The organism is Eubacterium sp. AM05-23, assembly GCF_003477535.1.
In the GTDB taxonomy this organism is placed as follows: domain Bacteria; phylum Bacillota; class Clostridia; order Eubacteriales; family Eubacteriaceae; genus Eubacterium; species Eubacterium maltosivorans.
The window spans coordinates 121,591-135,597 of record NZ_QUDF01000007.1 but is presented as its reverse complement, the minus strand read 5'-3'; the positions used below and the strand labels follow the sequence as shown (position 1 = coordinate 135,597).

At 48.4% G+C, this 14,007-nt stretch carries 18 protein-coding genes; 8 read left to right on the top strand and 10 right to left on the bottom strand.

All coding sequences use genetic code 11. The annotated features are described in order from the left end of the window. Window positions 1-15: 15 nt before the first annotated feature. The 5 genes from DW091_RS11390 to DW091_RS11370 all read left to right on the top strand — a co-directional run bounded on the left by DW091_RS11390 (window position 16) and on the right by DW091_RS11370 (window position 2,580). Complete coding sequence (locus DW091_RS11390; protein WP_118518190.1) at window positions 16-234, top strand: hypothetical protein; 219 nt, start codon at window positions 16-18, stop codon at window positions 232-234. A gap of 94 nt (window positions 235-328) precedes the next feature. Beyond that, window positions 329-814 (top strand): sigma-70 family RNA polymerase sigma factor, encoded by a 486-nt coding sequence (locus DW091_RS11385; RefSeq protein WP_224168790.1) that lies wholly within the window; start codon window positions 329-331, stop codon window positions 812-814. A 388-nt stretch (window positions 815-1,202) separates the two neighbouring features. Continuing rightward, on the top strand, window positions 1,203-1,427 hold the full coding sequence (locus DW091_RS11380; RefSeq protein ID WP_058695721.1) for a DUF1659 domain-containing protein: 225 nt from the start codon (window positions 1,203-1,205) through the stop codon (window positions 1,425-1,427). A 43-nt stretch (window positions 1,428-1,470) separates the two neighbouring features. Continuing rightward, window positions 1,471-1,713: a DUF2922 domain-containing protein gene (locus tag DW091_RS11375; RefSeq protein ID WP_058695722.1), complete on the top strand. Its 243-nt coding sequence runs from the start codon at window positions 1,471-1,473 to the stop codon at window positions 1,711-1,713. A gap of 297 nt (window positions 1,714-2,010) precedes the next feature. After that, window positions 2,011-2,580, top strand: a complete 570-nt coding sequence (locus DW091_RS11370; protein ID WP_118518188.1) for a D-Ala-D-Ala carboxypeptidase family metallohydrolase — start codon at window positions 2,011-2,013, stop codon at window positions 2,578-2,580. Between the two features lie 144 nt (window positions 2,581-2,724). Here the strand turns inward: DW091_RS11370 and DW091_RS20565 are convergent, their stop codons facing one another. The 9 genes from DW091_RS20565 to DW091_RS11330 form a co-directional block, all read right to left on the bottom strand. Continuing rightward, on the bottom strand, window positions 2,725-2,820 hold the full coding sequence (locus DW091_RS20565; protein WP_224168789.1) for a putative holin-like toxin: 96 nt from the start codon (window positions 2,818-2,820) through the stop codon (window positions 2,725-2,727). 149 nt (window positions 2,821-2,969) lie between these two features. Next, window positions 2,970-3,974 carry a tryptophan--tRNA ligase gene (trpS, locus tag DW091_RS11365; RefSeq protein WP_096920118.1) on the bottom strand — a complete coding sequence of 335 codons (1,005 nt, stop codon included), beginning with the start codon at window positions 3,972-3,974 and terminating at the stop codon, window positions 2,970-2,972. A 28-nt stretch (window positions 3,975-4,002) separates the two neighbouring features. Then, entirely contained in the window at window positions 4,003-4,812 is an 810-nt protein-coding gene (gene murI, locus DW091_RS11360) for a glutamate racemase (RefSeq protein WP_118518187.1), read from the bottom strand. Between the two features lie 24 nt (window positions 4,813-4,836). Further along, window positions 4,837-5,415: a xanthine phosphoribosyltransferase gene (locus DW091_RS11355; RefSeq protein WP_058695726.1), complete on the bottom strand. Its 579-nt coding sequence runs from the start codon at window positions 5,413-5,415 to the stop codon at window positions 4,837-4,839. A gap of 423 nt (window positions 5,416-5,838) precedes the next feature. Next, the gene (fusA, locus tag DW091_RS11350) at window positions 5,839-7,923 is read right to left on the bottom strand and encodes an elongation factor G (protein WP_058695727.1); all 2,085 of its coding nucleotides are present in this window, start codon (window positions 7,921-7,923) and stop codon (window positions 5,839-5,841) included. A gap of 206 nt (window positions 7,924-8,129) precedes the next feature. Next, on the bottom strand, window positions 8,130-8,864 hold the full coding sequence (locus DW091_RS11345; RefSeq protein ID WP_224168788.1) for a SigB/SigF/SigG family RNA polymerase sigma factor: 735 nt from the start codon (window positions 8,862-8,864) through the stop codon (window positions 8,130-8,132). 19 nt (window positions 8,865-8,883) lie between these two features. Continuing rightward, window positions 8,884-9,324: an ATP-binding protein gene (locus DW091_RS11340; protein WP_074618002.1), complete on the bottom strand. Its 441-nt coding sequence runs from the start codon at window positions 9,322-9,324 to the stop codon at window positions 8,884-8,886. Between the two features lie 2 nt (window positions 9,325-9,326). Further along, window positions 9,327-9,638 carry an STAS domain-containing protein gene (locus DW091_RS11335; RefSeq protein WP_118518186.1) on the bottom strand — a complete coding sequence of 104 codons (312 nt, stop codon included), beginning with the start codon at window positions 9,636-9,638 and terminating at the stop codon, window positions 9,327-9,329. Between the two features lie 333 nt (window positions 9,639-9,971). Next, window positions 9,972-10,388, bottom strand: coding sequence for a hypothetical protein (locus DW091_RS11330; RefSeq protein WP_147365287.1), 417 nt, complete (start codon window positions 10,386-10,388; stop codon window positions 9,972-9,974). Between the two features lie 272 nt (window positions 10,389-10,660). Here DW091_RS11330 and DW091_RS11325 point away from each other — a divergent pair, with 272 nt between their 5' ends. The 3 genes from DW091_RS11325 to DW091_RS11315 are packed head-to-tail and all read left to right on the top strand — an operon-like array spanning window position 10,661 to window position 13,568. Further along, window positions 10,661-11,425 carry a hypothetical protein gene (locus DW091_RS11325; protein ID WP_118518184.1) on the top strand — a complete coding sequence of 255 codons (765 nt, stop codon included), beginning with the start codon at window positions 10,661-10,663 and terminating at the stop codon, window positions 11,423-11,425. Between the two features lie 9 nt (window positions 11,426-11,434). Next, entirely contained in the window at window positions 11,435-12,796 is a 1,362-nt protein-coding gene (locus tag DW091_RS11320; RefSeq protein ID WP_118518183.1) for a sensor histidine kinase, read from the top strand. Window positions 12,797-12,836: 40 nt separating this feature from the next. Beyond that, window positions 12,837-13,568 (top strand): LytTR family DNA-binding domain-containing protein, encoded by a 732-nt coding sequence (locus DW091_RS11315; protein ID WP_118518182.1) that lies wholly within the window; start codon window positions 12,837-12,839, stop codon window positions 13,566-13,568. 54 nt (window positions 13,569-13,622) lie between these two features. Here the strand turns inward: DW091_RS11315 and DW091_RS11310 are convergent, their stop codons facing one another. Then, complete coding sequence (locus DW091_RS11310; protein ID WP_058695735.1) at window positions 13,623-14,006, bottom strand: DUF948 domain-containing protein; 384 nt, start codon at window positions 14,004-14,006, stop codon at window positions 13,623-13,625. Window position 14,007 lies beyond the last annotated feature (1 nt).

The window sequence follows — 14,007 nt, the reverse complement described above, 5'->3', positions numbered from 1 at the left end:
TCCTGGAGGTGCTTTATGACCCAAAATCGATACGGTAAAGGACCCGGACTGATCCCGGGCCGCCGTCTGTTTAACATTCAGGCAGCCGCCCTGGTGGACAAAGACGTCTGGGCGCGCACGCCCGAGGAGGCCGAGGACGCCTACAACGCGTTTCGGGAGGCTATCACCGGCCATTTCGACGGCATTTATCTGGAGGATGCGTGCATTTATGAAAGTGAGTGTGACCATGAATAAGGAAAAATACACCGAGCTCAACCACCTGGTAAAGCGCGCCCAGGAGGGTGAGCGCTGAGCCGAGGAGGCTGTTCTGCTGCGCTTTCGGGCGCTGGTGCTCTCGTCCATGAAACGCCTGATCCCGCCTTTGTATTATGAGGACGCCTATCAGGACGGCTGCCTGGCCGTGCTTTCGGCCATCCGCGGCTTTGATGCGGAAAGCGGCGTCTATTTCAGCAAATATGTCCAGATGAAGGTCAACTACTGCTTTCTGGAAAGGGGCCGTTTTTACAAAGGCGCCGCGCCAGAGCCGCCCCTCAGCCTGGACATGCCTGTATCCAGCGCCCAGGACGCCGGTACTCTGGCCGACTGCGTCGCCGATACCGCGCCCCCGGCCGCCGATGCCCTCATCCGGCAGGAGGAACTCAGCCGCCTGGCCCCGCTGGTGAAAGCTTTGCCACAAAAGTACCGGCGCATCATCGAGGCCCACTATTTTAAAGGCCTGTCCCTGGCCGAAATTGCCAGACAACGGGGCATCAGCCCCAATACAGTAAGCACCTGGCACCGGCGGGGACTGGCTGCGCTGAGAGAAAGGCTTTAACGCCTTTCTCAGCGTGTCGAAAAAGCTGTTCATGAGATGCAAATCTAAAGCTTAAAGCTGTTTGAGTTGATAATGGATGGTTATGGTTGATAGTGGATAGTTGCAGTACGCTTTCGCCTGTGGCTCAAGCGATTAATATGCGGCCAAAGGCCGCGTCTAATCAAATCGGCCAAGGGCTGATTTGCTCCTGAACTTTCCACTTTCCACTATCAACTTTCAACTTAAAGGCCGCTGCTTCAATCGTTTTTGCGTCAGCAAAAGCGTTCCAAAACCTTTCACCTTCCACCTTCCATCTTCCACCTTTCACTTTCCATTTTCCATTTTTTTTGAACGGCCTTTGTCTTTTTTTGCATTATGTAGGTATCCCACAAATGAAAGGAGTCCAAAAATGGCAATTGAAAAACAGATTACTGGCGTCGATATGAAAACCACGTTGAATTATGGTGATAACGGCGAGGGAAAAATTGTGAAAAAGACAAAGACCTATGGCGATGTGCGCGAGGACGTCACCGACGAGGCGTTTTTCGCTACCGCCAAAGCCATCGCGGCCATGCAGGAGCCCATTATGGAACGCAAACAAAAGGTCACTTCTGAAGAACTCATGGAAGTGTAACCCGCACTTGGCAAACCCAATTAAAAATAAGGAGGTGCTGTAAATGGCAGCAACAAACAGTAAGGATCTCGTTCTCAGCTATGAACGGGCAGACGGCAAAACCCACAACATGACCATTCCCGATTACAGAAACGATATTACCGACGCCGAGATCAAAACCGGCGCCGAGGCCATTCTGGCTCAAGCTATTTTTCTTCCCGACGGCGTAGGGCTCGTCAAACTCGCCGGGGCGGTGAAGGTGGAAACCACCAAAACCGAAGTCCCCGTCGCAGATGCGCAAGCGTAGTTTTCAAGCGGCCCTTTGGGCCGCTTTAAGACTGTAGACAAAGGATATCAGTAAGCGACAAAGCGTTAAAAAGAAGCTTTTAAGTTGATAGTGGATAGTGGATAGTTGTCGTACGCTTTCGCCTGTGGCTCAAGCGATTAATATGCGGCCAAAGGCCGCGCCCAATCAAATTCGCATGGCGAATTTGCACCTGAACTTTCCACTTTCCACTTTCAACGATCAACTCAATCGCCTCTCATTTTAATTTTGCCGCTGTCTTATAACTTTTAGACAGTCGAAGTCGAAAGGAGTCTTGATATGCGCTATAAAAAAACAGGCGGGGTGCTGATTTTTTTCGTCTTTGGCGTCAGCCTGATTTTTGCCGCCTCCCTGCCCCTTCCCAAAGCGGAGGGCCTGCTGGAAACATCGCCAGAGCAGACGGCCTCTCCGCCCACAGCAGAAGCGCCGCCTGAGCCAGACCCGCAGGCGCAAACACCCGGTGATCCTAAAGAAACCATCATCCCCCACGCGCCGGAAAACCGGGAACCCCAGGCCTCCGGGCACTTCCTGATGTCGGAATACGCTTGTGATTGCGCGGGCTATTGCGACGGGTGGCCGGCCCAGATGTCCCCCGCCCTGCTCGAGCGCATCGAGGCCCTGCGCTGCGTGCTTAACCGTCCGATCATCATCACCTCCGGGGTGCGCTGCCCCGGGCGAAACACCGAGGTTGGCGGTATCCCTTGTTCCTGGCATCTGAGCGGACATGCCGCAGACCTCTACTGCCCAGGCGTTTCGGTGGCTGCCCTTGCCCAGACGGCAGAAAGCCTGGGGCTGGGCGTGCTGCCCCACTACGATGAGGGCTACGCCCATGTGGAGCTGTGGGAGTAAGCTTAAAAAGAAAACCGCTGTGCTTGAATTTTCAGGCACAGCGGGGTATAATATGGGTAGAAGCGTAATCGCAGCAAGGCGGTTGCCTCGTATGATGGACTTCACTACCCTTTCGTCGGTCAAAACTCGGGGGTAGTGTTGTTTTTATTTTTTGTTCTTTTTATCGTTTAGATAAGAAAGAACCGCTACTAAGAGCCCACATCCTGCTACCAACAGTGACAGCATTTCGTAAATACTCATAAGCAACGCCTCCTTTCTTCGAATCTTAAATTCAAAGGCCGGAGGCAACACTATCCCGACTGCGATTACTCTTGTTTATTTTAGCATACAAACCAATATAATACAAAGCAAAAAAAGAACATACGATTTTATCGCATGTTCTTTTTATTTTACAGATTGATAAACCCGGTCTTTTTACGGACCTTCATGAGGGTTTTGTACGCGATTTTTGAGGCTCTCTCGGCGTTTTGCTTCATGACGCTTTCCAGATAGCCCTTGTCGGCCAACAGACGCTTGTATTCCGTCTGGATAGGGCGCAAAGCCTCGGCTACGCTCTCGCCAACTGCCAGCTTGAAATCGCCATAGCCTTTGCCCTCAAACTCCTTCTGGATTTCTTCAAGGCTGCGGCCAGTGGTGCAGTTGTAGATTTCCATGAGATTGGAGACGCCAGGCTTGTTTTCCCGGTCGTGGCGGACTTCGGTATCGGAATCGGTGACCGCGCGCTTAAACTTGCGGATAACCGTATCGGGATCGTCTAACAGCGAGACAAAGCCGTTGATGTTCTCATCGGATTTGGACATTTTCTTGCTGGGTTCCTGCAGGCTCATGATGCGCGCGCCAGTTTCGCCAAAATAGGGCTCCGGCAGCTTAAAGGTGGGGCTGAACTGCTGGTTAAAACGGGCGGCGATGTCTCTTGCCAGCTCGACATGCTGCTTCTGGTCGTTACCGACAGGTACCAGATCAGACTGGTATAATAAAATGTCGGCAGCCATCAGAACCGGATAGTCGAAAAGGCCGACGCGGATGTTGTTGCCCTGTTTTTTGGATTTATCCTTATATTGGGTCATACGGCTCAGCTCGCCCATGTAGCTGAAGCAGTTGAGTATCCAGGTCAGCTCGGTGTGAGCCGGCACATGGGACTGCACGTAAAGAATCGATTTATCCGGGTCGATGCCCACAGCCATCAAAATGGCCAGGGATTCATAGGTGCGGCGTCTTAAATCCGCCGGAACCTGCGGCACGGTGATGGCGTGCAGGTCAACCACGCAGTACAGGCAGTCATAGGCCTCCTGCATGGGCACCCAGTTTTTCATGGCGCCAAAATAATTACCGATGGTAAAGGTTCCTGATGGCTGTATACCGCTGTATACAATTTTCTTTTCGGGTGTTTCCATAGATGCTCCTCCTAATGGATTAAATGTTTTATTCGTCAATGTCCAGCTGTTCCAGGGTCAGCTCGTTGCAGCCAAGGGCCAGCTGCTCGATCATATTCTCAAAGATGGTATAGTCCCGGTCCCCGCCGGTAGCGCAGATATGCGTCACGCCGTCGTACTGGCTTTCGTTAAAGGCATTGTTCTTCTCCAGATACGCCTTCAGCAGGGTGATCTGCTTGTCGGCCGGGTCGATGATGCTCAGGCAGGGGTACATTTCCTCAATGGTTTTACGGACAATGGGAAAATGGGTACAGCCCAGAAGCAGGGCGTTTACCCGCTCTCTTTCAAAGATGGGGTCGATGGCCTCTTTAATATTCCGGCGCAGCAGCACCAGCTCGCCCGGGTGGTTATTGATCACATTGGCAAGGGTGCGGGTTCCCTGGGTAATGTAGCGGATCGCCTGCGTGTGTCTGGACAGAATATGCTCATAGGTACCGTTTTTGACGGTGGCGGTGGTGGCGATGAGCCCTACCGATCCTTCCTTCTGACGGTCAATGGTGGCCAGGCACCCGGCCTCCACAATGCTGAATAAGGGCACATTTGCGGTGAGGCTGCCAATGAGTGAGGAAAGGGTATTGCAGGCCAGAAGAATGGCCTTGACGCCCATATTCTCCAGAAAACGGATATCGCTGTTACCAAAGGCGATAATTTCCTCATTTTCCCGTTCTCCGTAGGGCATGCGTTTGGCATCGCCCAGATAGACGATGTTTTCTCTGGGCAGCTGCCGCTGCAGCTCCCGCAGGACGGTAAAACCGCCGATTCCTGAGTCGATTAAACCAATCGGACTGCTGTTTCCCATAAGCTTATCCCTTCAATATACGTATTAATCACGAAAGATAATGGTGCCATCCTCATACATTTCGTCGACAATCGCCAGTGATTCCAGCCGGGTGCCGGACGCGCGGATTTCTTTTCCACCGTTCTGGAAGCCTTTTTCAATGGCGATGCCCACACCCATCAGCTGGGCGCCGGACTGCTTCACAATTTCCTCCAGGGCTTCAACGGCTTTGCCGTTGGCCAGAAAATCATCAATGATCAGAACCTTATCTTCGGGATTTAGATATTTTTTTGAAACCATGATCTGGTAGGTCTGCTGCTTGGTAAAAGAGTAAACCTCGCTGGTATAAATGTCCTTATCCAGATTTAAGGACGCATTTTTTTTGCCGAATACCACAGGGCAGTAGTCAAAATATTTGGCTGCCACAGCGGCAATGGCGATACCGGAGGTTTCGATGGTCAGAATTTTAGTGACTTCGACATCTTTAAAGCGTCGCGCAAATTCCTCGCCCATGGCTTCGAAAAGCCGGATATCCAGCTGATGATTGAGAAATGAATCCACTTTTAATATATCTTTTCCAAGCGCGTGCCCATCGTTCAAAATTTTATTCTTTAATAATTCCATTTACCCTTTTCTCTTTCTCGATTAACAAATCTTTTTACAAACTTTTTGCATATTTATATATTATATCAATCTTTGCCACACTTGACAATAAGGCAGTTGAAAGTTGATAGTGGATAGTTGGTAGTTATAGAGCGCTTTTGCTGAGGCAAAAGCGATTAAAAAAAATGGCCTCAGGCCGTTTTCCAATCAAATCTGCCACTGGCAGATTTGTACTACAACTATCCACTATCCACTTTCCACTTTCCACTAAAAAAAGCGGCACTGCCTACCAGTACCGCCTCTACATTTTCAAATGATCACAGATTCTTCGGAAATCTTATCATCCTCACCGGATGATTTCCTCATCATCTGCGTTAGCTTCGTTGCCAGTCGCACGCTCACGCTTTGCTCCTTACCAATTTCTTTCAGAAATTGGACTCAGCGTCATTTCTTCTCCTTCGCTGCCTGGGCTTCGGCTACGACTTTGTCGGAGATCATGGCTGGGGCTTCTTCGTAGCGGACATATTCCATTTCGAATTCGCCTCTGGCCTGGGTCATGGAGCGGAGCTCGGTGGCATATTTAAACAATTCTGCCAGCGGCGCTTCTGCGGTGATGACCTGTTTTCCGCCTTCGATGGGTTCCATCCCCATGATGCGGCCGCGTTTCTTATTGAGGTCGCCCATGATATCGCCCATGTATTCTTCGGGTACGGTGATGGTCAGCTTATAGATGGGTTCGAGCAGAACCGGTGAGGCTTCTTTCATCCCCTTGCGGTATGCCAGAGTGGCCGCCATCTTAAAGGACATTTCATCCGAGTCGACAGCATGGTAGGAGCCATCGTACAGGGTGGCCTTTACGCCAGTAACCGGATAGCCGGCCAGCACACCTTCCACCATACAGTCCTGAAGGCCTTTTTCGACCGCCGGAATAAAGTTTCTCGGCACAGCGCCGCCCACAACCTTGTCGATAAAGACAAAATCATCATTCGGGGTATCGCCTGGTTCAAAGGTTACCCATACGTCACCGAACTGGCCGCTGCCGCCGGACTGTTTCTTATGACGGCCCTGGGCGCTGGCAGATTTACGGATGGTTTCACGGTATGGCACCTTCATGGGCTCAAGGTTTACGCCAACGCCGAATTTCTGCTGTAATTTATTGGAGATCACTTCCAGGTGCATTTCGCCAAGGCCTGAAAGCAGTGTCTGTTTGGTTTCATTATTGCGGTTAAAGCTCATGGTCGGGTCTTCCTCGATCAGACGGTGGAGACCCGTGGACAGCTTGTCGATGTCCGCTTTGGTTTTTGGTTCAATGGCCATTGAGATCACCGGTTTCGGGAATTCGATCTTGTCATAGACGATGGGGTCTTTCGGATCGCACAGGGTGTCTCCGGTGACGGTAACGCCCAGCTTGGAGAAAGCGCCGATATCGCCTGCCAGTAAGGCTTCGATTTCGATCTGCTTGTTGCCGCGCAACACATAGATGTGGTTGGTCTTTTCTTTTGCTTCCTTGGTGGCGTTATAGACCTCCGTGGTGGCTTCAAGTACGCCAGACATTACCTTAAAGATAGACAGCTTGCCGACAAACGGGTCGACGATGGTCTTAAAGACCAGTGCGGAGAAGCTCTCGCTGGCGCCGCAGGCACGTTCGACTTCTTTTCCGTCTCTTGGATCCTTGCCCATAACAGGTTTGGCGTCCTTTGGTGACGGCAGATAGGCAATGATCATATTTTCCAGGGTTTCTACGCCGATGTTCTGTACTGCGGAGGTACACAGAACCGGGATCAGGTCGCCGTCCAGCACGCCAGTGCGGATGCCATGGTGGATTTCGTCTTCGGTCAGCTCTTCGCCGTCAAAGTATTTTTCCATCAGGTCTTCACTGGTCTGGGCAACGGATTCCATGATCATTTCACGGAAAGGTTCCAGCTCTTCCTTCATATCTTCAGGTACTTCCACGTCAAAGCAGCGGTTGTCCTTTCTTTCGCTTCCGGTCATATCAACAATGTTGACGACGCCGCGCATGTCCTCGCCTTCGCCCATGGGTAATTCAAAAGGAATGACCTTATTGCCAAAGGCTTCCTTCAGATTATCCATTACCTTGGCAAAGGTCGCGTTTTCGCGGTCCATTTTGTTGACCACAATGAAAGCGGGTACGTCAACCTTTGACAAAAGCTCAATGGCTTTTTCTGTACCTACCTGTACGCCGGCTAAAGCATCGACTACGATAACAACCGCATCTGCGACTCTCAGTGCTGCGTAGGCGTCCCCGATAAAATCAAAATAACCGGGTACATCGATGATATTAATCTTGTGTCCGCCATATTCTACTGGAATAATGGATGAAGAAATTGAGAACATTCTTCTCTTTTCTTCCGGATCAAAATCGGATAAGGTGTTCCCTTCATCAACTCTGCCCATTCGGTCAATGGCACCGCCGTTAAAAGCCAGCGCCTCTGTCAATGTTGTCTTGCCGCTTCCCCCATGCCCTAATAAAAGGATATTTCGGATGTTTTTGGTTGGATACGTTTTCATGCTTCTTCCCCCTTGCTAGATTCTTAAATGATTGCATTTTCTCGAAATCATTATTTTAAAAGGTTATTTTCCCGAAAATGCGTTTGGTTTGTTGCATGTTACTATTTTATAATATTTTGCAGAAATTATCCACTAAAACTTGTAAAGAATTACAAAAAATTTTTAAAGGGGATCGAAATCCCCTTTCTGCCTTGTTTTTCTTAAGATTACAGTCCGACTCTCAGCTTCTCCATAACCTTCTTTTCCAGACGGGATACCGTCATTTGTGATTTACCGATAATGGCGGCCACCTCCTTCTGGGTCTTTCCGTTATAATAACGCTCCTCGATGATCATCCGCTCGACTGGGTTCAGGCTTTCCAGGCGCTGGCGGAGATCCTCAACATTTCCGATGTTTTCGATCCGCTCATCTTCTTCGCCGATCAAATCTAAGAGCGTTGCTTCCTGTCCGTCTGCATTGCTTTCAAATTCTGTTGATAAGGATTTTGGATAGAAGACATTATTGCCTTCCATTGCTTCAATCACAGCTTCCTCGGTCACCTCCAGATAGTCCGCAATCTCAGAAATCGTGGGCGTTTTCATGAGCTTGTGCTCTAAGGTCGTCTTCGCCCGGTTGATTTCGCGGTTAAGCTCCTGAATTCTCCTTGGAACCCGGATAATCCACTGTTTGTCACGATAATATTTTTTAATTTCGCCGATGATGGTGGGTGATGCAAAGGTGTCAAACTCAAAGCCTCTGTCGGGATCGTAGCGTTCGACCGCGTACATAAGTCCCAGACAGGCAACTTGATAAATATCTTCCACATCGTTGCTGCGGTAAGCATATTTTTTGACCAGTAATTTAGGAATATACAGGAAATTCTCGATAAGGCGATCACGAATTTCCTTATCGCCTGTTTTCTTATATTCGATAAACAGTTCTTTTGATTCCTGTTTTGTCATTTGATTTGGATATTCCATCTTATGTCCTCAGGTATTTCACCATCGTGATACTGGTACCCATTCCTTTATTACTGACGATTTCTACCTCATCCATCAACGATTTGATAATAAACAGGCCAAAGCCGCCGGCCTGATTGCCGGGCAGTTCCGGTTCACTCACGCTTTCAGGCTCATAGCCCTCACCATTGTCTTCGACACGGATGGTAAGCTTGTCCTGATCAAGCTGATAATACAGGTCATAAGACTGTTCGCTTGAGCAGCCATGACGCAGGGCATTTGTGCAGGCCTCAGAAACCGCTACTTTCAGGTCTTCTACCACATCAATCGAAAAACCAACGATATTTCCGACCGATGCAACCGTCAAGCGCGCAAGGCTGACAAACTGCGGAAGACTCGGCAGGCTAATGTGAACTGTTTCTCCCTGCAAACTTCTGCATGTACTGCAACTCATATCACTCATTGCTAATTTTCCTCCACAATACTAAAAATTTGATCGACACCGGTCAGCTGTAACAGCTTAACAACATTTTTCTGCGGGTTGATCAGCGTCATGTTCAGGTCTCTGCTCATGCTGCCCTTGCGCAGCTCAATCAGGATACCAATTCCTGTGCTGTCAATGTAAGACAGGTCCGTTAAATCCAGAAAAATCTCTTTTGTATTGGCTTCGATCAATTTTTCAATGGGTTCCTTAAACTGCGTGGCAGTATAGATATCAACTTCTCCTGTTACACGTATACCTTCCCGGCCATTTTTCAATTCACTTATTTCAAACATTATATCCTCCTCAACGAACATGGTTCGGCTGCCTGGCAGCCCCAAAATGCATTCATTCAACATCACTGAGATTATTATACCCAAATTTCTCACCTTTTAAACTCAAAAATCAAAAATAATTCTTTTTTTAAAAGGAGAAGCTCAATTTCAAAGCACAGGCTGCAGTACATTGGTTTATTTTAACAGAAAAGCCTTAAATTTGTGAGAAAGGCTGTGTGAGGGGGAACCTTTTGCTGAAGCATTGACAATATAAAAGAAACTGAAAGCGCGCCGCCTTCAGTTTCTGGGTGGGATAACTTTATTATCCCAAGTGCGATATTGGGTTATCGTTTTTTATAAGGTTTTTAAATTCTTCTGAGCCCCTGCAAAATAAATAATACTGATAATAAGATCAACAATGCAGCCGATCACTGCCGCCATGCCGCCGCTGATATAAATGATCAGAGAGGCGATCGATAAAACGAGCAGCACCACGCCCATAACGCGCAAGGCCTTGGCCTTTCCGGGATTTTCACAGTTTCTAACGGCCATAATGCCAAAAATAAGATTAAAAGCAGCGTTAACCACCATGATAACACCGCCTATAATGGCAGTTGTTCCGGCAGCCGCCAGACTGTTGTCACCTCCTGCGTTGATGCCTAAAGCCGCAATCCCGCCGCCTGCAAAGGCAAGGCAGGCCAGCAGAAGCTGTCCGATACCAAAAATCACTAAAATAATGCCTGCAAATTTTAAATATTTTTTCCCTTCCAAAATAACTTCTCCTTTTTTAAATATATCTTTATTATAGCAATTCAATTCTTTTTCCTCAACGTATATAACAGTAATGTTTTTCCCACAATGGTAAAGATAAAATATCTCTTTACCAGCACGAAAAAAAAGGGCTTCTTCCTGCTAAAATCGTCTATTTTTTACGGATATCACCTGTTTTTACCGAAATATTTTTTATTTTACCATTATGTGGATTGAACTCAATTCAAGGCTAACGTATACTTTTTATAGAGAATGGAGTAAATCAAAATCAAATGAATCAATCTGAAAGCTTTGAAGCACTCATAAGTGAAACTGAACATGTTTTAAAAAAGCGGCTGGCCCCTCAGGGCACAAGCAATACCTACCGCACCTACCGGCTCCACTGTGTCAGCTTTATCAGGTGGGTCGCTGAAAATTACGGGTGTGCCACCCTTACGGCGGCGAGGTCCCACGTCACGCCGTGGCTCCAAAGCCGCACAAAGCTGAGTAAAAACACCCGCATGGTGGACGCCAGCGCACTGGCTAAGCTCTATGATGAGGACCGCCGCTGTTTTTTGCTGGATTCGCCCTATATCCAAAGCCCCAGCCCTGGCATGCTGCGCATCTTCTGCATGTCGACCGGGCTGATCGGTCATGAGCTAACCCATCTGAAAAAGAACTGCCTGGTGCGTTTTAACCACCAGTACTTCATCCGTCTGGAAATGCCAGGTGAGCTCCGCATGGTGCCGGTTATCGACAACCGCGAAGCGGTTACCCGCATCATTGCCGGATGCAGCTCTGAGCCGCTGTGGACAGCTCTGCCGGATTGCTTTGACTATGAGACGCCGCGGGATCATTACATTATGAGGCTCTACCAAAAGCTGGCGCGGCCTGTACACGGCCTGGCCGAGAGTGAGCGATACCGCCTTCACAGCGCAGAGCGCGTTCTTGACAAACGCGCTCTGTTCGCAGTGGCGCAGTCAACAGGGATTTATGATTACCAGGCTCTGGCTCAGAAAATAGACCGCCTGACAGACTCGAACAAAACAAAATCCTAAGAGGTATTTATGTACTTATTTTATAATCTTGCTCTTCCCTTTGCCGTCATGGCAGGCCTGGGCTTTAACGTGTTTAACAAAAAGCTGCGGCTGTCCGACAAAAGAGAAATTCTGCTGACGGTGGCGGCAGTGGCCATCAGCATTATTCTGGACAAGATCGTTACCATCCTCCACGCCACAGTACTGTTTTCAGAACCGCTGCTGATCGCGCTGATCTTCATCTACTACCATCTGATTTTTCATTCCTCTGTTTATGAAACAGCTTTTGCCTTTTTTGTATTTGAGAGCTATGTGCATATTGTTTCTTTTTTCAGCAATATTCTCGCAGGCGCCTTGCCCGCGCCTTTCACATACATTGAGGCCAGCAGCCGTTTTCTTTTATGCTACGCATTTGTGCTGGCAGTGACCCTGCCGTTCATGGTTTTTTTTGTGCATCGCTTTGTCAAGCGGCTCATGGATGCCGCCTCCGGTATGCCTGCTGTATTCTGGAACTACCTCTGGGGCGTCCCCTTTGCTTTCTATCTCGTCACCACCATGAAGGTTTTTCAAAGACAGGCCTTTCCGGAAGAGCTCACACAGCTCAGCATTCTGGTTTCCGTCGCCTGGGTCATCGGCATCTTCGCGGTCAATATCCTGGTGATCCGGATGGCCCTTGAGATCATTCAGCTGACCAGAGATCACGCACAGCTTGAGCTGGCATCCCTCCTTGTGGAAAAGGAAAAGGACCAGTACCAGCGCATTAAGAGGGATATCGAAGCCACCTCCAAGCTCCGCCACGATATGCGCCACCATCTGATGGGGCTGGAGGGCTATCTGGAAAAAAACGATACCGACGGCGCACTGGGATACCTGAGAAAGATTACGCGTGAGGCTGCGCCTGATGAAAATGTTATTCTCTGTGACAACTGCGCCATCAACGCCATCGCCTGCCATTTTTTTGAACGCGCAAGACTGTGCGGCACCGAGGTTTCCAGTACCCTGCTGATTCCAGATACTCTCTCCGATTCCGAAAATGATCTGTGTGTTGTGCTCGGCAACCTGATTGAAAACGCGGTCGAAGCCTGTGAGCGCCAGCAGGACGGCGCGCGTTTTATCCATGTCACCGCCAGCTTTACAAGCAAAAGAGATTTTTGCATAATGGTTGAAAACAGCTTTGACCACGAAATCCAATACGATAAAAATGGAAACTTCCTTTCATCCAAGCGTAGCACAAATGCTGCCCAGGAGGGCGGAATCGGGCTTTTATCCATTGACAGCATCGTAAAAAAATATAACGGCACGCTCAGCAGAGAAATTGAAAAGAACACCTATAGGGTTCTGATCCTGCTGGAACTGGAAAACAGCCAGCAGACCTCAGGAGACAGCCTGTGATATGGCATAGCATCTTAACACAACAGGAGGAGACAACGATTTGAACATTGCAATTATCGACGATTTAAAAGAGGACAGCCTGCTTCTCTGCGATTATCTGAAGCAGTATTGCGACAAAAACGAAACATTCGCAAATATTAAAAGCTTTGAAAAAGCCAGCGACTTTCTGGCGTGCTTTATCCCACAGGTTTACGATCTTATTTTTGTGGATATTTATATAGACGATATGAACGGCATTGAGCTGGCACAAAAAATACGGGAAACCGATAAGAACTGCATTCTGATTTTTTCAACCATAAGCACTGAGCACACCCATGCGCTGGCGGGTTATAAAGTGCACGCGTCTGACTATCTCGTCAAGCCTTACGACTACGGCACCTTTGAAGAAACCATGCAGCGCTGCAATTCTCTGGCCGTTGAAAAAGCGCATTATATCGAAGTCAGGCAGAGCCGCACCAACATTAAAATCTTAATCCGCAACATCATTTATACCGACTATTCCAACCATTATATTTATATTTATACCAAAACAGGAACTGTCAAGACTTACATGGTTTTTAAAGATTTTTCCAAGCTGCTCCTGCCCTACTCCAATTTTATCTGCTGCTACCGCAACTGCATGGTCAACCTGGATGAGGTCAACTTTATGGAAAATAAGGAGTTTATCATGAGTAATGGCGAACGCGTGTCCATCGCCCGCTCCAGTTACAACGAAATTCAGGATTATTACCGAAGTTATCAGTTTAAAAAGCTCAACCGGCTCAAAGGCTAAAAGAACCCCGGGATGTAACATTTTGGTACATCCCGGGGTTCTCTTTTTACTGCATCAAACTTTTTTAATCTTTTTTTCCTTCTTATTCGCCACGCGTGCCTCACCCTTGCTGATGACCTGCATCACCTTGGCGATTTTGGCAAAAGCGCCGACCAACGGGTCTACCACATCGGATTTAAGATGGTTGACGGAATCCTCTACACCGCCCAGCATATCGTTTGCCTTGTTTGTCATATCGTCGGCATTCTGCGTAATGCTGTCCACATTGTCCATGATGTTGTGGATCTGCGCGCGGTTTTCATCCATCAGCTTGGCTGTGGTTTCCAGGGTCGAACCCAGGTTTTTAAAAACCTTAATGAGATAAACCGTTCCAAACACAAAGGCAATGGCAATAATCAGGACCGCCAACTCCCAGATACTAAAACTTACAGTCATCATT

Coding starts and splice junctions, on each gene's coding strand:
- DW091_RS11390 (WP_118518190.1), top strand. CDS start 16: ATGACCCAAAATCGATACGGTAAAGGACCCGGACTGATCCCGGGCCGC.
- DW091_RS11380 (WP_058695721.1), top strand. CDS start 1,203: ATGGCAATTGAAAAACAGATTACTGGCGTCGATATGAAAACCACGTTG.
- DW091_RS11375 (WP_058695722.1), top strand. CDS start 1,471: ATGGCAGCAACAAACAGTAAGGATCTCGTTCTCAGCTATGAACGGGCA.
- DW091_RS11370 (WP_118518188.1), top strand. CDS start 2,011: ATGCGCTATAAAAAAACAGGCGGGGTGCTGATTTTTTTCGTCTTTGGC.
- DW091_RS20565 (WP_224168789.1), bottom strand. CDS start 2,820: ATGAGTATTTACGAAATGCTGTCACTGTTGGTAGCAGGATGTGGGCTC.
- trpS (WP_096920118.1), bottom strand. CDS start 3,974: ATGGAAACACCCGAAAAGAAAATTGTATACAGCGGTATACAGCCATCA.
- murI (WP_118518187.1), bottom strand. CDS start 4,812: ATGGGAAACAGCAGTCCGATTGGTTTAATCGACTCAGGAATCGGCGGT.
- DW091_RS11355 (WP_058695726.1), bottom strand. CDS start 5,415: ATGGAATTATTAAAGAATAAAATTTTGAACGATGGGCACGCGCTTGGA.
- fusA (WP_058695727.1), bottom strand. CDS start 7,923: ATGAAAACGTATCCAACCAAAAACATCCGAAATATCCTTTTATTAGGG.
- DW091_RS11345 (WP_224168788.1), bottom strand. CDS start 8,864: ATGACAAAACAGGAATCAAAAGAACTGTTTATCGAATATAAGAAAACA.
- DW091_RS11340 (WP_074618002.1), bottom strand. CDS start 9,324: ATGAGTGATATGAGTTGCAGTACATGCAGAAGTTTGCAGGGAGAAACA.
- DW091_RS11335 (WP_118518186.1), bottom strand. CDS start 9,638: ATGTTTGAAATAAGTGAATTGAAAAATGGCCGGGAAGGTATACGTGTA.
- DW091_RS11325 (WP_118518184.1), top strand. CDS start 10,661: ATGAATCAATCTGAAAGCTTTGAAGCACTCATAAGTGAAACTGAACAT.
- DW091_RS11320 (WP_118518183.1), top strand. CDS start 11,435: ATGTACTTATTTTATAATCTTGCTCTTCCCTTTGCCGTCATGGCAGGC.
- DW091_RS11310 (WP_058695735.1), bottom strand. CDS start 14,006: ATGATGACTGTAAGTTTTAGTATCTGGGAGTTGGCGGTCCTGATTATT.